At 61.6% G+C, this 20,304-nt stretch carries 20 protein-coding genes and 1 pseudogene; 12 read left to right on the plus strand and 9 right to left on the minus strand.

What is annotated here, in order from left to right:
- Nucleotides 1–138: 138 nt before the first annotated feature.
- Nucleotides 139–774, minus strand: a complete 636-nt coding sequence (locus JFT85_RS10785; RefSeq protein ID WP_053254534.1) for a response regulator transcription factor — start codon at nucleotides 772–774, stop codon at nucleotides 139–141.
- Nucleotides 775–981: 207 nt separating this feature from the next.
- Complete coding sequence (locus JFT85_RS10790; protein ID WP_232005372.1) at nucleotides 982–1,704, minus strand: response regulator; 723 nt, start codon at nucleotides 1,702–1,704, stop codon at nucleotides 982–984.
- A gap of 481 nt (nucleotides 1,705–2,185) precedes the next feature.
- Between JFT85_RS10790 and JFT85_RS10795 the strand changes: the two genes are divergently transcribed.
- The 9 genes from JFT85_RS10795 (at nucleotide 2,186) to JFT85_RS10835 (ending at nucleotide 10,589) form a co-directional block, all read left to right on the plus strand.
- Nucleotides 2,186–2,857 carry a DUF1120 domain-containing protein gene (locus tag JFT85_RS10795; RefSeq protein ID WP_232005370.1) on the plus strand — a complete coding sequence of 224 codons (672 nt, stop codon included), beginning with the start codon at nucleotides 2,186–2,188 and terminating at the stop codon, nucleotides 2,855–2,857.
- A 28-nt stretch (nucleotides 2,858–2,885) separates the two neighbouring features.
- Nucleotides 2,886–3,509, plus strand: a complete 624-nt coding sequence (locus JFT85_RS10800; RefSeq protein WP_053254531.1) for a DUF1120 domain-containing protein — start codon at nucleotides 2,886–2,888, stop codon at nucleotides 3,507–3,509.
- Between the two features lie 33 nt (nucleotides 3,510–3,542).
- Nucleotides 3,543–4,166 (plus strand): DUF1120 domain-containing protein, encoded by a 624-nt coding sequence (locus JFT85_RS10805; protein WP_053254530.1) that lies wholly within the window; start codon nucleotides 3,543–3,545, stop codon nucleotides 4,164–4,166.
- 85 nt (nucleotides 4,167–4,251) lie between these two features.
- Nucleotides 4,252–4,881 (plus strand): DUF1120 domain-containing protein, encoded by a 630-nt coding sequence (locus JFT85_RS10810; protein WP_053254529.1) that lies wholly within the window; start codon nucleotides 4,252–4,254, stop codon nucleotides 4,879–4,881.
- A 2-nt stretch (nucleotides 4,882–4,883) separates the two neighbouring features.
- Nucleotides 4,884–5,621, plus strand: a complete 738-nt coding sequence (locus tag JFT85_RS10815) for a fimbria/pilus chaperone family protein (RefSeq protein WP_078827776.1) — start codon at nucleotides 4,884–4,886, stop codon at nucleotides 5,619–5,621.
- Between the two features lie 57 nt (nucleotides 5,622–5,678).
- Nucleotides 5,679–8,132, plus strand: coding sequence for a fimbria/pilus outer membrane usher protein (locus tag JFT85_RS10820; RefSeq protein WP_081006331.1), 2,454 nt, complete (start codon nucleotides 5,679–5,681; stop codon nucleotides 8,130–8,132).
- An 11-nt stretch (nucleotides 8,133–8,143) separates the two neighbouring features.
- Nucleotides 8,144–9,274 (plus strand): DUF1120 domain-containing protein, encoded by a 1,131-nt coding sequence (locus JFT85_RS10825; RefSeq protein ID WP_201229833.1) that lies wholly within the window; start codon nucleotides 8,144–8,146, stop codon nucleotides 9,272–9,274.
- A gap of 9 nt (nucleotides 9,275–9,283) precedes the next feature.
- Entirely contained in the window at nucleotides 9,284–9,934 is a 651-nt protein-coding gene (locus JFT85_RS10830) for a DUF1120 domain-containing protein (protein WP_053254526.1), read from the plus strand.
- Nucleotides 9,935–9,962: 28 nt separating this feature from the next.
- On the plus strand, nucleotides 9,963–10,589 hold the full coding sequence (locus JFT85_RS10835; protein WP_078827773.1) for a DUF1120 domain-containing protein: 627 nt from the start codon (nucleotides 9,963–9,965) through the stop codon (nucleotides 10,587–10,589).
- Nucleotides 10,590–10,591: 2 nt separating this feature from the next.
- Here JFT85_RS10835 and JFT85_RS10840 read toward each other — a convergent pair whose 3' ends face one another.
- Together JFT85_RS10840 and JFT85_RS10845 are read right to left on the minus strand one after the other, a co-directional pair.
- On the minus strand, nucleotides 10,592–11,857 hold the full coding sequence (locus JFT85_RS10840; protein WP_053254524.1) for a CynX/NimT family MFS transporter: 1,266 nt from the start codon (nucleotides 11,855–11,857) through the stop codon (nucleotides 10,592–10,594).
- Nucleotides 11,847–12,506: a FadR/GntR family transcriptional regulator gene (locus JFT85_RS10845; protein WP_053254523.1), complete on the minus strand. Its 660-nt coding sequence runs from the start codon at nucleotides 12,504–12,506 to the stop codon at nucleotides 11,847–11,849. The genes JFT85_RS10840 and JFT85_RS10845 overlap by 11 nt, the downstream gene beginning before the upstream one ends.
- Nucleotides 12,507–12,607: 101 nt before the next feature.
- Between JFT85_RS10845 and JFT85_RS28465 the strand changes: the two are divergent.
- Nucleotides 12,608–12,915, plus strand: a pseudogene (locus JFT85_RS28465) (type II TA system antitoxin MqsA family protein); the annotation flags it as partial.
- 55 nt (nucleotides 12,916–12,970) lie between these two features.
- On the opposite strand, the gene JFT85_RS10855 reads toward JFT85_RS28465, so the two are convergent.
- From JFT85_RS10855 to JFT85_RS10870, 4 genes are all read right to left on the minus strand, one after another.
- A complete protein-coding gene (locus tag JFT85_RS10855) occupies nucleotides 12,971–13,735 on the minus strand; it encodes an amino acid ABC transporter ATP-binding protein (protein WP_003171943.1) in 765 nt (254 codons plus the stop codon).
- 11 nt (nucleotides 13,736–13,746) lie between these two features.
- A complete protein-coding gene (locus tag JFT85_RS10860) occupies nucleotides 13,747–14,844 on the minus strand; it encodes an amino acid ABC transporter permease (protein WP_053254522.1) in 1,098 nt (365 codons plus the stop codon).
- A 10-nt stretch (nucleotides 14,845–14,854) separates the two neighbouring features.
- Entirely contained in the window at nucleotides 14,855–16,036 is a 1,182-nt protein-coding gene (locus tag JFT85_RS10865; protein WP_053254521.1) for an amino acid ABC transporter permease, read from the minus strand.
- A gap of 72 nt (nucleotides 16,037–16,108) precedes the next feature.
- Complete coding sequence (locus JFT85_RS10870; RefSeq protein WP_053254520.1) at nucleotides 16,109–17,140, minus strand: amino acid ABC transporter substrate-binding protein; 1,032 nt, start codon at nucleotides 17,138–17,140, stop codon at nucleotides 16,109–16,111.
- A gap of 345 nt (nucleotides 17,141–17,485) precedes the next feature.
- Here JFT85_RS10870 and JFT85_RS10875 point away from each other — a divergent pair, with 345 nt between their 5' ends.
- Nucleotides 17,486–18,142: an alpha/beta hydrolase gene (locus JFT85_RS10875; protein ID WP_053254519.1), complete on the plus strand. Its 657-nt coding sequence runs from the start codon at nucleotides 17,486–17,488 to the stop codon at nucleotides 18,140–18,142.
- A gap of 96 nt (nucleotides 18,143–18,238) precedes the next feature.
- On the plus strand, nucleotides 18,239–19,714 hold the full coding sequence (gene rhlB / locus JFT85_RS10880) for an ATP-dependent RNA helicase RhlB (protein ID WP_073637269.1): 1,476 nt from the start codon (nucleotides 18,239–18,241) through the stop codon (nucleotides 19,712–19,714).
- A gap of 139 nt (nucleotides 19,715–19,853) precedes the next feature.
- Here the strand turns inward: rhlB and moaE are convergent, their stop codons facing one another.
- Nucleotides 19,854–20,303 carry a molybdopterin synthase catalytic subunit MoaE gene (moaE, locus tag JFT85_RS10885; RefSeq protein ID WP_053254517.1) on the minus strand — a complete coding sequence of 150 codons (450 nt, stop codon included), beginning with the start codon at nucleotides 20,301–20,303 and terminating at the stop codon, nucleotides 19,854–19,856.
- Between the last annotated feature and the right edge of the window lies 1 nt (nucleotide 20,304).

Here is a 20,304-nt window from a genome sequence, read left to right on the forward strand (position 1 = left end):
TTAAAGGTAACGCCGCCACTGCACTAAGTGCAGAAGAACCCAGCCAAGTTATCGAAAACATTGCTCACACTAAATACAAGTAATACGAATCCCTGCCCTGGCGTTACTTATTAAACCACCGGCATAAACAGGGGTTTTCTACGGCACCATTCCGGCTGAGCGCGCATACGCGAACAAGTCCACATCCGTAGAAATACACAGCCGGCTCATGGCTGTACTTTTCTGTTTGCTGATCGTGGAAATACTGCGATTGACCCGTGCCGCAATCTGGCTGACGGTCATGCCGCTGGCGAGCATGCGCACCACTTCCCGTTCCTTGCCGGACAACTGCGGCGTTTGCGACAAGTCGCCTGTGCCGGCCTCGCTCAACTGCGCACGCAAACATTCGCTGGCGAACGTCTGGCCTTTGGTCACCGCCTGGATGGCCGAGGGCAACTCCTTGGCCGAGGCGTTCTTGGCGACAATGGCGCGCGCGCCTTGGGCAAAGGAAGCGCGCAGGGTGGCGATATTCGCGAACATGGTCACCAGAATCACCGGCATCAAGGGGTATTGGCGCTGTAACAGGCTCAGCAACGCATAGCCGTCAGCCTGACGCCCGCCCGGCATGGCGAAATCGGTCACCAGCACGTCACAGGGCGTGGTGCTCAACAGCACCAGCAAATCATCGGGGCCGCTGGCTTCGCCGACGACTTTGCACTTACCGCTCGCCTCAATCACCACCTTTTGCCCAATGCGCACAATGGGATGATCGTCGGCAATTATTACTCGAAGCATAAATACTCACGGATGATGGCAATATGATCGCGGCAAAATACCCCCGTCAGCGATCTTCAACAACCGCCCGGCAAACGCACTTTTCTGCCGCGCCCAATGCCCGGTAGAGGGTGAACTTAAACCTACAAAACAAAAGGAAAACACCCACATACAAAAGCTACATATCAGAAGAATAAATTCCTACAAATCCACTCGCCCGCTGAATGTTCACAGCGCGCTCAGGTACGCGAAGTAGCGTTCGATGTCTGCCTCAAACGCTTCCAGCCTATCCCGGTTCACCCCTGCTCCGTGGGCGCGGACCTGCTGGATCAATAAACCGCCCTGCGCCTCCAGGTCATCACAGCCTAAAAACGCCAGGCTTCCCAACAGACGGTGCAGCAGTTCCAGCGTGACCTGGGTGTGGCCGGTGATCCGCGCGTGGGCCAGCCCTGCGCAATCCTTGCGGGCTTCAAGCAAAAGCCTGCCCAACATCTGCTCCACCACCTCTGCGCTGCCGAAGGTGCGGATCATGTCCGCTCGAGTCGGCAAGGCCGTTGAAGCGCCAGGCGTGGCAGGTGAAACTTCATCCGGTGGCCCCGCGAGCCAGTACACAAGCACATCACGTAGCTGCTCAAACGTCAGCGGCTTGAGCAACCAGGCATCCATCCCGGCATCGCGACAGCGCTGGGCATCGTAGGGCAACAGGGTGGCCGTGAGCGCGATGATCGGCACCCGCCGGTGGCCGTTCTGCTGCTCGTGCAGACGGATGGCACGGGCCAGCGCATAGCCATCCATAAAGGGCATATGACAATCGCTGATCACCAGGTCGAAGCGCCGACGCGCAATGGCCGCCAAGCCTTCGCCACCGTGACCGACCAACTCGTGGCCGACCCCGAGCTTTTCCAGGAACCAACCCAGCAGCGCCCGATAGGCCGAATGGTCTTCCGCCACCAAAACCGCTCTGTGCCGCCAGTGATCCGGGGGGGAGAAATGCGAAGAGACATCGCTCGAAAGCACTCTCGCTCACCTTGTCGTTGTCGATGGTGCAGCGGCCCTGGCTCAGGAGCAAAGCCTGGGACTGAGTGAGGAGCGCTGACGCGACAGTCAAACAAAGGCAAGGCACCCTTGCAGTGCCAGAAAGAGCCCAAAGTGACCGCCATCGCAAAGCCAACCTAGCTTCTTTGCCACCCGCCTGGCGATACAACAACTACGAAACTGATAACTTGCCTACATTTTCCAGTTAACTATTCCGACACAAACGATAGCTTTTTCTCTGCTCGGCACCATTGTCGTAATTGTTGTATTTCCCCGCCGCCGCCCCCTCGCTAAATTGCTGCCCACTCTTATCAGGGTCAGCCTGCACCCCTCTCGGGCCGCCCTGAAAACATGAAAAACCGCCTTGCACTCGTCGACAACGTCAGCGAGTGCCGCCATGGCATCACTCGACAATCTGGCCCGTACTGGAACTATTGAAATGAACAAGTCTTCCGCTCTGATAAGCACCGCCCTGTTGCTGATGAGTGTCTCAACCGTTTTTGCCGCGAGCAGCGTGGACCTCACCGTCAAGGGCCTGATTACGCCCAGCGCCTGCACCCCCAGCCTTTCAAGCGGCGGGGTCGTCGATCACGGAAAACTCGCCGCCAGGGATTTGAGCCCGACCGGCTGGACGATCATTGGCAATCACTTCCTGCAACTGGCGATCACCTGCGATGCACCCACCCTGCTGGCCCTGAAGGGCACGGACAACCAAGGCAACGCCCATGACCCGGCGAACACCTACGGCCTGGGTTTGGTGGGCGACAAAAAACTCGGGGATTTCTCCTTGACGCTCGCCAACGCGATGGCCGACGGCGCGACGATTTCCGCCATTCAATCCAGTGATCAGGGCCTCACCTGGGGGCGACTTGATTCGGACGAGGTTTGGCCCGTCGCTAACTTCGCCTCGTTTGGCGATCGCTCGACGGGCAGTTGGGCACCCATCGCCATCCAGCAAGTGACGGCAGACCTTCACGTGCAAAGCATGATCGCCCCCACGGCGGGGATGGACCTGACTGAAGAAGTCCCCCTCAACGGCTCCGCCACGGTTGAAGTGAAGTACTTGTAAACACCCCCCACTCACAGGATGTGACCCAATGTCTCGACCCCTCATCACCCTCGCCGCGACACTGTTGATTACCGGCGCCAGCCCCGTCCTGGCCGCCAGTAGTACGGACTTGAGCGTCAGCGGGATCATCACCCCGGCCTCTTGCACGCCGAGCTTGTCCGGTGGCGGCGTCGTCGACCATGGCAAATTGACGGCCAAGGACCTGAACCCGCAGAAACCCACCAGCCTGCAAGCCGCCGAGATGCTCCTGGAGGTGCAGTGTGAAGGGCCGACGTTTTTCACCCTGACCACCGTGGACAACCGCGCCGGCAGCTCGGCGATCAACCCCGCGCTGCATGGGCTGGGCATGGTCAACGATGACCAGCGGCTCGGCAGCGTGGCGTTCGGCCTGTTCGACCCGATCGCCGACAACACGCCGGTAGACGCCATCCTCTCCAATGACGGCGGCGCCACCTGGCGCCCCTCTGCGTACCTCGGCCACACCGGCATGACCTCGTTCGCTGCGCCCGGCGATGCCTATACGCCGATTGCCGTGCAAACCCTGAGCGCGCGGTTGCGGGCGTTCACCATGATCGCGCCCGCCAGCGACTTGACCTTACTTGACGAGGTGCCAATCGACGGCCTGGCCACCCTTCAACTCAAGTACTGGTAAGCCTTTTCTCTTACTCCACTCAGGAACAACATCATGAACATCGCCTTCAAATCACTTGCCACCACCGCGCTGCTGATTGCCAGTGCCCACACGTTCGCCGCCTCCAGCGTCGACCTGACCGTCAAAGGCCTGATTACCCCAAGCGCCTGTACCCCGGCGCTGTCCGGCGGTGGGACCGTGGACTATGGCAAGATTTCGGCCAAGGATCTGAAAGCCGACCAACAGACCTTTCTACCCACTCAAATAGTGCAATTCTCCGTCACCTGTGACGCTGCCACCCTGATGGCGATGGAGGCCAAGGACAACCGTGAAGGCTCCGACGCCAATAACGACTTCATGGAATTTGGTCTGGGCCTGATCAACGGCACGCAAAAACTTGGCGGCATGAGCTTACGGCTGTTGAGCTCAGTCGCCGATGGGGTGCCAGTCAGGACCGTTGGTTCCTACGACAACGGCGTCACTTGGGATTCCGAGAGCTACCTGATGCGCGGCAACCTCATCGCGCCGGCACCCACCGGTATCGATTTGCCGACCCCAGTCCAACAGTGGGCTGCAGACCTGAGGGTCATGCCTTTTATCGCCAAAACCAGCGGCCTTGACCTTACCAACGAAGCCCCCATCGACGGCTCGGTAACCCTCACCGTGCGCTACTTGTAACGGCAACCGACTCAAGCAACGGCAGGCCTTCGCGCCTGCCCTTGTCACGTCCACACACGATGAACAAGGCAGCCGGTCTCTCCCCATGAAGCACACCTTTTCACGCTTGCTTGGCCTGCTTTACCTGCTCGGCACCAGCGCGCTGGTAATGGCGGCGCCCAGCACCGAGTTGAACGTCACCGGCCTGATCACCCCCAATGCCTGTACGCCGACGTTGTCCGCCAATGGCATCGTCGACCACGGCAGGGTGCCAGCACGCAGTCTCAACCAGTACGAATTCACCACGCTGCCCACCCAGGCACTGGACCTGAATGTGAGCTGTAACCAGCCGGTGCTGTTCGTGCTGGTGGGCGTGGACAATCGCGCCGATTCCTCTGTGGGCCCGGGATTTTATTACGGGCTGGGCCACAACATGCATGTCCCCAGCGAACGGCTGGGCAGTGTTTCCCTGGCCCTTCGTGACGCGACGGGGGACGGCGAACGCGTACTGGTGCTGGCGTCCAGCAACCAGGGTGAAACCTGGTTCCCAGAATCCAATGCCTTCCCGAACAACTACATGGGCTTTGCCCGGCCAGGCACGCTGGTGCCCGAACCCCATCGCCTGCTGAACGCTACGTTGCACGTCAATACGTCCATCAACGCTGCCGCCTATTTGACCCTCGACCAGGAAGTGCCGATGGACGGCTCCATCGTGCTAGACCTGAGGTATTTGTAGCCATGACTGCCCTGCCCTTTTTCACCCGCGCGTTCATCCTTGCTCGCCTCACAGGTCTGTACCTCGGTGCGCTGACCTTGGCGGGCGGTGGCCCTGGCGTCGCACTGGCCGACGGCATGGTGCCTGACACCTCGGTGGTGATCGTCAACGAAGCCGAGGGTGAAGCCTCGGTCACCGTGACCAACACCGATGACAAGTTGGCCCTGCTGCATGTCACCCTTGAAGACATTCCCGAAGACACCGCGACGCTGCTGTTTGTCACCCCGCCGCTGGCCAGGGTCGAGCCCGGCAAAAGCCAACTCATCCGCTTCATCCTGCAATCACCCGAGCCGCTGACCACCCAACGCCTGAAGCGGGTGATCTTCGAAGGCATGCCCCAGGGCCGCTCGACAGCCCAGGCCGGGCACGCGCAGGTGGGGGTGACGGTGCGCCAGAATCTGCCGGTAATTGTGCACCCCAAAGGCCTGGCCCCCAATCGCACGCCCTGGACCGGGCTGGAGTGGCGCATCACGCGCGACCAATTGAGCGTGCACAACCCGAGCCCTTACGTGGTGCGCCTGTCCCAGGAGCTGCGGCTGCTGCCCGGCAGTGGTTCGGCGTTGCTGCCACGCACCTATGTACTACCGGGGGAAACCCTCACCGTGACGGCCTCCGGCTCCGGCGCCACCCGCGTACAGCTGCAACCGGCCACCGTGTACGGCTTTGCCGTAGCGCCTTACGAAGCACCGATCACCCTATAAAAAAGAGTGGCTTGCCAAGGCCACCCAATACTTGAGTACGACCTTGTGAGCACAGCAATGACTGAACGCGACGGCAACGCCATGCCTGGCGTTTTGCCCCCCCGCGCACGCCGGATCCTGACGAGTATGGCGCTGACCCTGAGCGGCGTACTACCGGCCGAGGCCGTGCTGGCGAATGACCTGATCGCCGGCGCGTTCGACCCCCAGACCCTGTCCCGGCGTGGCATCGACCCAGAGCTCGCCAACCTGCTGTTGCAGGCTCCGCGTTTCGCCGCGGGCCGGCATGCCGTCAACGTGACGGTCAACGGCCAGCGCCGAGGCCGAGTGGACGTGGAATTCGACCACCAGGGCGGCTTGTGTTTCAGCCGTGCCTTACTCGATACCGGCAACCTGATGGTGCCCGATGACGATGGGACGACCACCTGCCATCGTTTTATCGAACGCTACCCGCAAACGGTGATCGAGCAAGACCCGGCCACCCTGAACCTGGCCCTGGTGGTGCCCACCGATGCCCTGCGCCCGGCCCAGCAAGATATCTCCGGCTACCAGACCGGCGGCCAGGCCCTGCTGCTCAACTACGATTTGACCGGCCTGTACAACGAGTTCGGCGACAACAACAGCCGCTTCGGCTCGGCCAACACCGAGGTCGGCTTTAACGCCGGTGACTGGATCGTGCGCAGCCGGCAGGTCAAGACCTGGCAGGACAGCCGGTCGCGCACCACCCACCTGGACGCCTACGCCCAACGCACCTTTGCCGAACAGCAGGCGGTGCTGCAGGCCGGGCAAATCAGCCTCTACAACCCGGTGCTGGCCGGTACGCAGATTACCGGCGCCCAGGTACTGACCGAAACCGCGCTGCAAGACCAGAACCAGGGCGCAACCATCACCGGTATCGCCAACAGCCCGGCCCAGGTCGAGATCCGCCAAAACGGCGCGTTGATTCACTCCACCGTGGTGCCGGCCGGGCCGTTTTCCCTGAGCGATGTACGCCGCTTGAACAGCCGCTCCGATGTGGAAGTCACGGTCAAGGAAACCACGGGCGAAGAACGTCGTTTCAGCGTGCCCGCCGCGATGCTCGGCCTGGGCCTGCCGGCACCCGGCTATTCAGTGGCGGCCGGGCGCGTGCGGCAGATCGGCGACAGCGACGCCCGCGAGCCCTGGGTGGTCAGCGCGGGCTGGAGCGGCCCGCTGCACCCGCAACTCAGCCTCAGCGCCGGCGGGCTGATGGCAGACGCCTATCACTCGGCGGGTGCAAGCCTGGGCTGGTTGCCCTGGCCGGACAGCCAATTGCAGTTTTCCGCACAGGCAGCACAGGCCAGTCCCAAACAACAGGGGACCGAACGCGGCGTGCAGAGCGACCTGTCCTGGTCCCAGCGCTTGAGCGACAGCTGGGCGGTGAGCAGCGCAGGCTCCTGGCGCTCCCAGGGTTACCGCGACCTCGAAGATTCAACCTATGTCGGCAACAACAAGGACCAACAGCGTTCACGCTACCGCGACCAGCAGAGCCTAACCGCCTCCTGGGCGCATCCGGCGCTGGGTACGTTCAGCGCCGGCGTCTCGCGCACGGCGTCATACAACGGTGAAAGCAGCAGCCGGGCATTGGCCTCCTGGGGCACCAGCGTTGGCCGCGTGTCGCTATCGGCCAGTGCCGAATGGCAAGTCGGCGGGCGCCAGCAGAACGACAACAGCATTTACCTGAATATCAGTGTGCCGCTGGGTGAAACCCGCCGTGGGCGTGCCTGGGTGCGTAACACCGGAGGCGAACACCGCCTCGGCATGGGGGTGAATGAACAACTCAACGATCAATTGAGCTATCGGGTGGGCGTGGAACGCGACAGCCGTGACCGTGAAGTGGAGTCATCCATCGGCGTATCGGCGCTGCCGTGGTACAGCCAGTTGGACTTCAACTACACCCGCAGTAACGACGAACGCGCCAGCTATCAAGGTGGCGCCCGCGGCGGCGTGGTGTTGCATGAGGACGGTCTGACCTTCTCGCCCTACCCGGTGCGCGACACGTTTGCGGTGGTGTCGGTGGGCGAGATGGCCGGGATCAAGGTCACAACCCCAAGCGGCCCGGTGTGGACCGACTGGCAAGGCCAGGCCGTGGCCTCGCAGCTCAGCCCCTACAGCCGCAGCCCGGTCGAGGTACAAACGCGTTCGCTACCGCGCAATGCCGAGATCCACAACGGCCTTGCCGTGCTTGCCGCCGGACGCGGTGCGGTCGACAAGGTGCAATTCGGCGTGGCGCTGACCCGTCGAGCGCTGCTCAACGTGACCACCGATACCGGCCAGCCATTGCCACGCGGTGCAACGGTGAGCAACGCCGAGGGCGAGTTCATCACCTTGGTGCAGGAAGGCAGCCGGGTGTTCCTGCCTGACGCGCTGCAACAGCGCACGTTATGGGTCAAACCCGCCGGGCAACCGCGTTGCCGACTGGACTTTGAGCTGCCGAAAAACGCCGACCCCGAGGTGTATTTCGAAACCGCCTCGGCCCAGTGCCGCCAGCCATGAGGACGTTCACCATGAGCGCTAAACACCTGTTGTACGCCCTGAGCCTGGTGCTGCTGAGCAGCGCTGCCTGGGGCGCCGAAGAATGCCAGCTCAACCTGAGCCAGGCGCAGTTGGACTTCGGCCTGATGAACCGCTCCGTGCCCTTCACCCTCGCACCCGAACGGTTGCTGGGCGAGCGGCGTTTAAGCCTCACGCTGAACTGCCCCCAGCCTACTGATATGAGCGTGTTTTATCGCGGGTTGGGCGCGGGGCCGGAGCGCTTTCGCTTTACCGAGCATGGCAGCTACCGGCTGCGCGTCAGCGACGCAGTGCTGGACGGTCAGGCGGTAGAGCTGGGCTTGATTGCAGGCCAGGGTCAGCCCCCTTCCACGATCAGCACTCAGTTGGCCTGGCAAGCAAGCCACGGGATTGTGCCGATGCGCGCAGGCATCGTTGTGACCGGGCGCAACCTGTCGCTGCAAATCGACGCCACCGCCTGGGCCAACGAGGACGCCGCGCGCGTGCGCGATGCGGTGACCTGGGACACCGCCGGGCTGTTCGATGCGCTCGCCGCCGGACGCTCACGGGAGTTGCGCCTGCAAGCGCACTTTGCGCCAGCGGCGTGTACACCCACGCTGTCCAACGGCGGCCATGTGGAGTTGGGCAAGCTGTCGGTGGGCGACCTGAATCTTGACCAGGAAACCGCCCTGGCCGCGCGGCCCTTGTCGCTCAGCGTGACCTGTGATGGGCCGACGGCCTTTGCCGTGCGCATGCAGGACAACCGCGAGGGCTCGGCCACCGGCACAGTTAGCGACAGCACTTACGGGCTGGGCCTGGACGCCCGCCAGCAGAAAATCGGCCGCTATCGGTTGCTGTTCGACCCCGCGCACATCACCGCCGACAGCTTCGCGCAAGTGTTCACAACCGACTCCGCCACCGGCGGGCTGCCCTGGAGCAGCGCCAGCACGGCCATCGCTGCCGTCGGCGCCAACCACTACCTGGGGTTCAGCACGGCATCCGGCAATACCAGCGGCCCCAGTGCCATTCAGAACCTCAACGCCACACTGAGCCTGGAAGCGGTCATCGCGCCACTCGGTTCGCTGGATTTGAGCAATGAGGTGCGGCTGGATGGCTCGGGCACCCTCGAAATCCACTACCTCTAGGAGCACACCATGAACGCCCTGCTGTTGCCTGCCCTCACGCTGACCTGGCTGGCCAGCCTGCCCGCCGCCCACGCCGCCTCCACCGTCGAGCTGACGGTCGGCGGGCTGATCACGCCCATGGCCTGCACCCCGGTGCTGTCTGGCGGCGGCTTGATCGACTTCGGCAAAATCGCCCAGAAGGACCTCAACCAAGCCACGGGCACGCGCTTACCGCTCAAGTCGCTGACCTTGACCGTCAGTTGCAACGCCCCCGGCCGTTTCGCCCTGCGCATGCGCGATAACCGTGACGGCACTGCCCACGTCAACAGCGAGATCTATTACGGGCTGGGGCTGGATAGCGCAGGCAACAAACTCGGCGTGTATTCGGTGAGCTTTGACCCCAAACAGACGGTGGCCGATGCCTTGCCGGTGACCTATGGCACCGAATCCACCACCGGCGGCCTGGCCTGGCGGACCTCCAACAACAACCCTATCGATATCGGCTCCAGGAGTTTGCTCGGGTTCACCGAGGTACAGGGCAGCACCGCCGGGCCCTCGGCGATTCAGCACCTGACCAGCACCTTGACCCTTGAAGCGGTGATCAACGCCAAGCAGAACCTGGACTTGAGTGTGGAGACGCCGATGGACGGCTCGGCCACGCTTGAAGTGATTTACCTGTAACCCTGCCCCTTGAAAACACGAGTACTCGATGAACACGTTTATCAACATGTCGATCGCCACGGTGATACTGACCGGCGCCAACCTCGCGGTGGCCGCGTCCAGCGTCGACCTGGCCGTCACCGGCCTGATTACCCCCAGTGCCTGCGCGCCCAGCCTGTCCAACGGTGGCCTGTCTGACCTGGGCAAGATTGCCGCCAAGGACCTCAACATTGACCAGCCGACCCAGCTGCCGGTACACAACCTGCAACTGGCGATCAGCTGCGAAGCGCCAACGCTGGTGGCACTGGAGCCCAAGGACAACCGCCTCGGTTCCGCTTACGGTGACAGCCTGGGAACGCGATTCGGCCTGGGGTTGGTCAACGACAAAAAGCTCGGTTATACGAGTCTGAACCTGGCGTCGATCCTGGCCGATGGTGTGCCAATGTTTCCCATCGGTTCGACCGAGGCTTCGACCTGGGCCCCCACGAGCCTGTTGTCGTACGCGTTCCTCACTTCGTTCACCGCCACGCGTGCGCTGCCGACCGTCCCGACACCGATCCAACAACTGAGCGCAGACCTGTTGATCACCCCGACCATCGCCCCGAGCAACACGCTGCCGTTGACTGAAGAAATCCCCATTGATGGCGCTGTGACCCTGACCCTGAAGTACCTGTGACGCTAGACCTTCTCACTGTTGACGCCCACATACAGCGCACGGCCGGCGCCTAATCCGGCGAGGATGGCGCCCACCCCGATCACCGCGAAGATCCAGCCCAGCGCCGTCCAGCCGCCGGTCCAGTCATGCACCAGGCCAACCGCCAACGGCCCGAGGGACGCCAACGTGTAGCCAACGCCCTGGGCCATGCTCGACAGGTTGGCGGCCACATGGGCATCGCGCGAGCGCAGCACGATCAAGGTCAGTGCCAGGCTGAAGGTGCCGCCCTGGCCAAGGCCGAGCAGGATCGCCCAGCCCCACAGGCCATCGAGTGGCGCATACAGGCAACCGAACAGGCCGCCCAGGGTCAGCAGCATCACCACCACGATCGCCAGGCGCTGGTCTTTGCCGCGGGTGGCCAGCCACGGCGCGGCAAGTGAGCTGGCCAGTTGCACGATGACCGAGCCGGACAGCACCAGCCCCGCCTGGGTCGCCGTAAGGCCACGGCCTATCAGTATCGACGGCAACCACCCGAACACGATGTACGCCAGGGATGATTGCAGGCCCATGTACACCGTCACCTGCCAGGCCAGTGGGTCACGCAGTAACCCCTTCACCCGATAAGCCACGTGATGGGCGCCATGCTTGTGCCTGACTTGCGGCAACCAGAACAGTGCCGCCACCAATGCCGGCAAAATCCAGAAGCCCAGGCCGATGTTCCAGCTGTCACCAAAGTAGCGACTCAACGGCACCGTGGCACCCGCCGCCAACGCCGCCCCCAGGCACAGCGCCATGGTGTACACGCCGGTCATGGCGCCCGCCTGTTTGGCGAAGTCGCGCTTGACGATACCCGGCAGCAACACGCCGATGATGCCAATGCTCGCACCGGCAATCAGGCTGCCGGCGAACAGGCCGACTTCACCCAAAGCGCTGCGCAGAATGATCCCGGCGGCCAACGTCAGCAGAATCCCCAACACCACTCGCTCGGCACCGAAGCGCCGCGCCAGGATCGGCGCCATCGGTGCGAACAGGCCCAGGCACAGCACCGGCAAGGTGGTCAGCAAACCGGCTTTGGCGGCGGACAGCCCCAGGCTTTGTGAGACTTCAGCCAGCAACGGCGACAGGCTCGACAGCGCCGGGCGCAGGTTCAGCGCTACCAGGATCAGGCCCAGCAACAACAGCCACGGCCGCGCAACAACCGGCGCGGTGTGCTGTACCACATCGTCGTCGGCTTCTGCGTCGATCAGCAGTTCTTCGAGTTCGGTCGGGCGCTTGGCTTCAAGGTTCATTGATCAACTGCCGGCAAAGGGATTTGGCGCGTTCCGGGTCTTGTTGTTCCACGGCATCGAGCAAGGCGATATGCAGGTCGAACACGGCCTGGCGACGCGGCGAGATGTTCAGGGTCTGGCGCAACTGGGCGCCGACCACGGCGGAAAAATACTGGTACAGCTCACTCAATGAAGGGTTGTGGGCGGCATCGACCAGGTGTTTGTGGAACACCAGGTCGGCGCTGATATACGCCTCCAGATCACCGTGGTACAGCTCGGCGCTGGCCTTGAGTGCTGCGCGCAAAACGCGAAGGTCGGCCTCGGTACGCCGCAGCGCCGCCAGCCCAATGGCCTCCACTTCCAGAATCTGCCGAGTCTCCTGCGCCTGTTCCAGGGTGCAGTGGGACAGCGCGCGCATCGCCCCCAACGGGTCGGTCATCGAGCGCACGTAACTGCCGTCGCCCTGGCGGATGTCGATCAAGCCGGAAAACGCCAATACACGCATGGCTTCGCGCACGGTGTTGCGGCTGATACCCAACTCGGCGGACAACTCGGGCTCGGTGGGCAGGCGCTCGCCGATGGCCCATCGGCCTTCGGTGATGCGCCGGCGCAACTGTTCCAGGGCTTGGTCAACCAGCGAGCGTTTGATCAACGGAGCGATGTCTGTCATGGGATTTACGCTTTCGTCCAATCATAGGATGAATTTTCCTACAGCCTATTCGCAGTTGCCTACGAAGGCAACGCACTAGGACGCTCGGCAGGCAACCTGCTAACGCCGGTGATGAGTTGCTCCACGCCGCTCGACAGAGGGTCGGCGCCGAATTGATCCGTATACGGCGCCCGCTGCACATGACGCAAAAAGAAACCGTGGCACTGCTGCCCGGTGGCGGGCACAACGCGTTTTCACGCTACGAGCGCGGCGAGATAGCGCCACCCAAGTCGCTGATGGTGCTGATGCGCCTGCTGGATCGCGATCCCATCTACTCGCGGACGCCAAGGCCTTGTCCGAAGGCGCAGACCTGCGCAACGCCTTCACCTGCACCATCAATAACCAAACACAAGAAGCGCTCAAAGCCTCCTGGACAGGCAAAAATAAACCCGGCACCAGGCCGGGTTTATCGTTTCAAACATCGATCAATGCAAAATCTGGCTCAAGAACAACTTGGTCCGATCATTCTGCGGGTTGTCGAAGAAGTCATTCGGCGCCGCCTGTTCGACGATTTCGCCTTTGTCCATGAAGATCACGCGGTTGGCCACGGTGCGGGCGAAGCCCATTTCGTGGGTCACGCACAACATGGTCATGCCGTCCTCGGCAAGGCCGATCATGGTGTCGAGTACCTCTTTCACCATTTCCGGGTCCAGCGCTGAAGTCGGTTCGTCGAACAGCATGATTTTCGGCTTCATGCACAGGGCGCGGGCAATCGCCACACGCTGTTGCTGGCCACCGGACAGTTGCCCCGGAAACTTGTGGGCCTGCTCCGGAATGCGCACACGCTCCAGGTAGTGCATGGCAATTTCTTCGGCCTTGCGCTTGGGCATTTTGCGCACCCACATCGGCGCCAGCGTGCAGTTCTGCAGGATGGTCAGGTGCGGGAACAGGTTGAAGTGCTGGAACACCATGCCAACTTCGCGGCGGATCGCTTCGATCTGCTTGAGGTCGTTGGTCAGTTCCACGCCGTCGACCACGATGCGCCCCTGCTGGTGCTCTTCCAGACGGTTGAGGCAGCGGATGGTGGTGGACTTGCCCGAACCCGACGGGCCGCACAGCACGATACGCTCGCCCTGTTTGACGTTGAGGTTGATGTCTTTCAACACGTGGAACTGGCCGTACCACTTGTTGACGCCCTGCATCTGGATAATGCCTTCAGGGCTCACAGGCTGTTTGATCGCTTCGCTCATAACAACAACTCCTAACGCTTGTGGCCAGTGTCGAGCTTGTGTTCCAAATGAATGGAATAGCGCGACATACCAAAACAGAAAATCCAGAACACCAGGGCGGCAAACACATAGCCTTCAGTGGCCATGCCCAACCATTTAGGGTCGGCGGCGGCTTGCTTGACGCTGTTGAGCAGGTCGAACAGGCCGATGATGATCACAAGGCTGGTGTCTTTGAACAACGCAATGAACGTGTTGACGATGCCCGGAATCACCAGTTTCAGGGCTTGCGGCAGAATCACCAGGCCCATGCTGCGCCAGTAACCCAGGCCCATCGCCGCGGCCGCTTCGTACTGACCTTTGGGTATCGCCTGCAAGCCACCGCGCACCACTTCTGCCACGTAGGCCGACTGGAACAGGATCACGCCGATCAGCGCCCGCAACAACTTGTCGATGCCCATGCCTTCAGGCAGGAACAACGGCAGCATCACCGAAGACATGAACAGCACCGTGATCAACGGTACGCCGCGCCAGAATTCGATGAAGGTCACGCAGACCACACGAATCGCCGGCATGTTCGAACGTCGCCCCAGCGCCAGCATAATGCCCAGCGGCAAGGCGCCGGCGATGCCGACCGTGGCAATCACCAGGGTCAGCATCAGGCCGCCCCATTGGCTGGTCGCCACGTTGGTCAGGCCGAAGATCCCGCCGTGCAACAGGAAGTAGGCAATGATCGGGTACAGCACCAGAAAGCTCAGCCCGTAGACCGCCTTGCGCGCAAAGCGCGAGATGAACAACGGCGCCACGCCAATGATCGCCAGCCACACGGTCAGGTCCACGCGCCAGCGCAGGTCGCCGGGGTAGTAGCCGTACATGAACTGCCCGAAGCGCTGTTGGATAAACACCCAGCAGGCGCCCTCTTTAGTGCAATCGGCGCGCGTGGTGCCGACCCAGTTGGCATCGAGGATGGCCCAATGCAGGATCGGCGGCACCACCAGGTAGATCAGGTAAAACGCCAACAGCGTCAGCAGGGTGTTGAGCCAACTGGAAAACAGGTTGGCGCGCATCCAGGCCATCGGTCCGAAGACTTTGTTCGGCGGCGGCATATCAGGTTTGAAAGTATGCGAACTCATGTGCGTTTCCTCACCGCTCGATCAGCGCAATGCGCTTGTTGTACCAGTTCATCAGCAAGGAAATGCTGATGCTGATCGCCAGGTACACGCTCATGGTGATGGCAATAACTTCGATGGCCTGGCCGGTCTGGTTGAGCACCGTGCCGGCAAACAGCGAAACCATTTCCGGGTAACCGATACCGGCAGCCAGTGACGAGTTCTTCGCCAGGTTCAGGTATTGGCTGGTCAGCGGCGGAATGATCACCCGCAGGGCTTGCGGGATGATGACCTTGCGCAGCGTCGGCCCGGGGCGCAGGCCCAGGGAGCGCGCGGCTTCGGTCTGGCCGTGGCTGACGGACTTGATGCCCGAACGCACGATCTCGGCAATAAACGCGGCCGTGTAGACGGTAAGCGCCAGGGTCAACGCGAGCAGTTCGGGGATCAATACCCAGCCGCCAACGAAGTTGAAGCCCTGCAACTTGGGCATTTCCCAGTGCAATGGCGCGCCGAAGATCAAGGCACACAACGCCGGGATCACGATGAACAGCGCCAGGCCCGCCCAGAATTTATGGAAGGGTACGCCGGTCGCTTCAAAGCGCTTGTTGGCCCAGCGGGCCATCAGCACGATTGCCACGATTGCCACGACAACACTGACCACAAACGGCCAGAACCCATCGGCGGCAATCGCCGCCGGCATGTTCAGGCCACGGCTGCTGACAAAGAAGGTGTCGCCGAAGTTATGGCTGTTGCGCGGCCCCGGCATGGTCAGGAACACCGCGAAGTACCAGAACAGGATCTGCAGCAGCGGCGGGATGTTGCGGAACACTTCCACATACACGGTGGCCAGCTTGTTGATCATCCAGTTCGGCGACAGGCGCGCCACGCCGATGATGAAACCGAGCAGCGTCGCCAGGACCACACCAATCACGGTCACCAGCAAGGTGTTGAGCAAGCCGATGACAAAGACGCGGGCATAGCTGTCCGATTCGGTGTAATCGATCAAATGCTGCGCGATGCCGAAGCCGGCACTGCGCTCAAGAAAGTCGAAACCCGAGGTAATGCCCCGGTGTTGAAGGTTGGTCTGGGTATTGTTGAAGAGGTACCAGCCCAGCGAGACCACCGCCACAATCGTGATGATCTGGAAGAGCCACGCACGCACTTTGGGATCGCTGAAGCTGAGCTTCTGCTTTGGTGCGCCGATTTGATTTTGCATGAAGTGCCCCGGAAAGAATGGAACAGAACATCACCCGGCAGTTGGCCCACCGGGTGACAGAACCATCAGCTATCAGCGCACAGGGGGTGCGTATTGAATGCCGCCGTTGTTCCACAGCGCGTTCAGGCCACGGTCGATTTCCAGCGGGGTGCTCTTGCCCAGGTTGCGCTCGAACACTTCACCGTAGTTACCGACTTGCTTGACGATCTGTACGACCCAGTCTTTCTTCACTTTCAGGTCTTTGCCGTATTCGCCGTCAGCACCGAGCAGACGAGCAACGTCCGGGTTCTTGGTGGACTTGGCTTCAGCTTCAACGTTTTTGGAGGTGATACCGGCTTCTTCAGCGTTGAGCATGGCGTAGCCCACCCAGCGCACGATGGCCAGCCACTCGTCATCGCCGTTACGCACGACCGGGCCCAGCGGTTCCTTGGAAATGGTTTCCGGCAGAACCACGTAGTCCTTCGGCGAGGCCAGCTTGCTGCGCTGGGCGAACAGTTGGGACTTGTCGGAGGTCAGCACGTCGCAACGACCGGATTCCAGCGACTTGGCGCTTTCATCGGAGGTGTCGAAGGTGATCGGGGTGTACTTGAGGTTGTTGCCACGGAAGTAGTCGGAAACGTTCAGCTCGGTGGTGGTACCGGCCTGGATGCAGATGGTTGCACCGTCGAGTTCCTTGGCACTTTTGACGCCCAGCTTGTTGTTAACCAGGAAGCCGATGCCGTCGTAATAAGTGATGAAGCCCGGGAATTTCAGACCCATGCCCGCATCGCGGGAGCTGGTCATGGTGGTGTTACGCGACAGGATGTCGACTTCGCCGGACTGAAGCGCGGTGAAACGCTCCTTGGCGTTCAACTGGCTGAATTTGACCTTGGTTGCGTCACCGAAAACAGCGGCGGCCACAGCACGGCAAACGTCAGCATCGATCCCGAGGATCTTGCCGCTGGCATCCGGTACCGAGAAACCCGGCAGGCCGTCACTCACGCCACATTGCACAAAGCCTTTCTTCTGCACGGCGTCCAGGGTGGCGCCGGCTTGGGCGAAACCACTGACACCCAGTACAGCGGCCGCGGTTACGATGGCCAGGGTGGATTTCAATACCTTCATTCAAACCTCCAGTTGCTCTTGTTGTGTCGGAGCTCCAACCTCAGCGCACCCTTATGAGGCGATATCGACCCGTGTTGGCTTTTTTTGGGGTCAAGCGGCATGAAGTTGTCGCGGTAATTCCAGTTGCTATCCCACAAGCGGCAGTCACTGATAGTGTTACCGTCCTGGGATAGTCCTGACATCGACCTACACATAGCAAGGCGCGTACCAGAGTGAGAGCAGAGTCGTTTCTGCCCATGGTCAATAGAAAAAGATTCAACCTTGCGACATTCTCTTAACAGATCAACCCGTCGCGCACCGTTCCGACGCACTCAATCGGAGCGCACGCACATATATGGAGCAGACATGACCGAACCCTTGATTCTTCAGCCCGCCAAGCTCGCAGACGCCTGCGTAATCTGGTTGCATGGCCTGGGTGCCGATCGCTACGACTTCCTGCCGGTGGCCGAGGCGCTGCAGGAAAACTTGCTGTCCACCCGCTTTGTATTGCCCCAGGCGCCGACCCGCCCGGTGACCATCAATGGCGGCTACGAGATGCCCAGCTGGTACGACATCAAGGCCATGAGCCCAGCCCGTTCCATCAGCCTGGAAGAGCTGGAAGCGTCGACCAAAATGGTTACGGACCTGATCGAAGAGCAGAAGAGAACCGGAATAGACGCCTCGCGGATTTTCCTCGCCGGTTTTTCCCAAGGTGGCGCCGTGGTCTTCCACACCGCCTTCCTTAAATGGCAGGGCCCTTTGGGTGGCGTGATTGCCCTCTCTACTTATGCACCGACCTTCGGTGACGAGCTGGAATTGTCCGCGAGCCAACAGCGTATTCCTGCACTCTGCCTGCACGGTCAGTACGACGACGTGGTGCAAAACGCCATGGGCCGAAGCGCCTACGAGCATTTAAAGAGCCGTGGTGTCACCGTGACATGGCAGGAATACCCAATGGGTCACGAAGTGTTACCTCAAGAGATCGCCGATATCGGTGCCTGGTTGGCTGCACGCCTGGGCTGAAACCCAGCGTTTATGTAGCCGTATGACAGACGCACTACGCCGCGCCCGTTTCTTGCATTACACTGGCCGGCGTACATTCCTTAACCAATTAATGAGATCACCGTGCTCAAAGCACTTAAGAAGATGTTCGGCAAAAGCGAGGCTGAGCCGTTCGCGCCTGTTCCCAGTGCTCCTGTCCCCTCCTCCGACAGCCGCAATGACGGTCAACAGCCAGGCCGGACCGCACCTGTCGCCTCGCCGAAGACACCGCCGGTGACGCCACCTGAACAGGCACTGCCTGCTGCTGCCGCACCAGCGCCAGCGCCAGCGCCGAAAGCACCACGCCGCGAGCGCGCACCCAAACCGCCCGTGATCCCGTGGAAACTCGAAGACTTCGTCGTCGAGCCCCAGGAAGGCAAAACCCGCTTCCACGATTTCAAACTGGCCCCGGAGCTGATGCACGCCATCCAGGACCTGGGTTTCCCGTACTGCACGCCGATCCAGGCGCAGGTGCTGGGTTTCACCCTTGCCGGCAAAGACGCCATCGGCCGTGCGCAGACCGGCACCGGCAAGACCGCCGCGTTCCTGATTTCGATCATCACCCAACTGCTGCAAACGCCGCCGCCCAAAGAACGCTACATGGGTGAGCCGCGCGCACTGATCATCGCCCCCACCCGGGAGCTGGTGGTGCAGATCGCCAAGGACGCCGCCGACCTGACCAAGTACACCGGCCTGAACGTCATGACGTTCGTCGGTGGCATGGACTTCGACAAGCAACTCAAGCACCTCGAAGCCCGTCATTGCGACATCCTCGTCGCCACCCCGGGCCGCCTGCTCGACTTCAACCAGCGCGGCGACGTGCATTTGGACATGGTCGAAGTGATGGTGCTGGACGAAGCCGACCGCATGCTCGACATGGGTTTTATCCCGCAAGTACGCCAGATCATTCGCCAGACCCCGCCGAAAAACGAGCGCCAGACCCTGCTGTTCTCCGCGACCTTCACCGAAGACGTGATGAACCTCGCCAAGCAGTGGACCACCGACCCGTCCATCGTCGAGATCGAAGCGCTGAACGTTGCCAGCGAAAACGTCGAACAGCACATCTACGCCGTCGCCGGCGCCGACAAGTACAAGCTGCTCTACAACCTGGTCAACGACAACGGTTGGGAGCGCGTGATGGTGTTCGCCAACCGCAAGGACGAAGTGCGCCGCATCGAGGAACGCCTGGTGCGCGACGGCGTCAACGCCGCGCAACTGTCCGGCGATGTGCCGCAACACAAGCGCATCAAGACCTTGGAAGGCTTTCGCGAAGGCAAGATTCGTGTGCTGGTGGCCACCGACGTGGCCGGGCGCGGAATTCACATTGATGGCATCAGCCATGTGATCAACTTCACCCTGCCGGAAGTCCCGGACGATTACGTGCACCGCATTGGCCGTACCGGCCGTGCAGGCGCTGCGGGTGTATCGATCAGCTTTGCCGGTGAAGATGACTCGTATCAGTTGCCGTCGATCGAAACGTTGCTGGGTCGCAAGATCAGTTGCGAGACGCCGCCGACGCATTTGCTGCGGGCTGTGGAACGCAAACGCCCGTAAGCTGGAATGCGCTTAAACAGGTGGGAGCGGGCTTGCTCGCGAATGCGGTCTGTCAGGTAAAGGTGTACTGACTGAGACACCGCCTTCGCGAGCAAGCCCGCTGCCACATCTGGATCTCCACACACAGTTAGTCGGCGGTTTATTTCCAGCGATCCGCCGCCGCGTGATCGCTGCCCCGCCCTTCCACCCAGCGTGGCCCTTCTGGTGTGTGTTCTTTCTTCCAGAACGGCGCGCGGGTCTTCAGGTAGTCCATCACAAACGCACAGGCATCAAACGCGGCCTGGCGGTGTGCACTGGCTGCCGCCACAAACACGATGGGCTCGCCCGGTTCCAGCGCGCCGATGCGGTGCAGCACTTCCAGCTTGAGCAACGGCCAACGTTGTTCGGCTTCCACCGCGATCTTGGCCAGGGCTTTTTCGGTCATGCCAGGATAGTGCTCAAGGAACATGCCCGACACATCGCGGCCATCATTGAAGTCGCGCACATAGCCGACAAAACTCACCACCGCGCCCACGCCGACATTGGCGGCGTGCATGGCGTTAACCTCTGCGCCGGGGTCAAATGCCTCGGCCTGTACGCGAATGGCCATG

It is taken from the genome of Pseudomonas sp. TH04 (genome assembly GCF_016651355.1).
In the GTDB taxonomy this organism is placed as follows: domain Bacteria; phylum Pseudomonadota; class Gammaproteobacteria; order Pseudomonadales; family Pseudomonadaceae; genus Aquipseudomonas; species Aquipseudomonas fluorescens.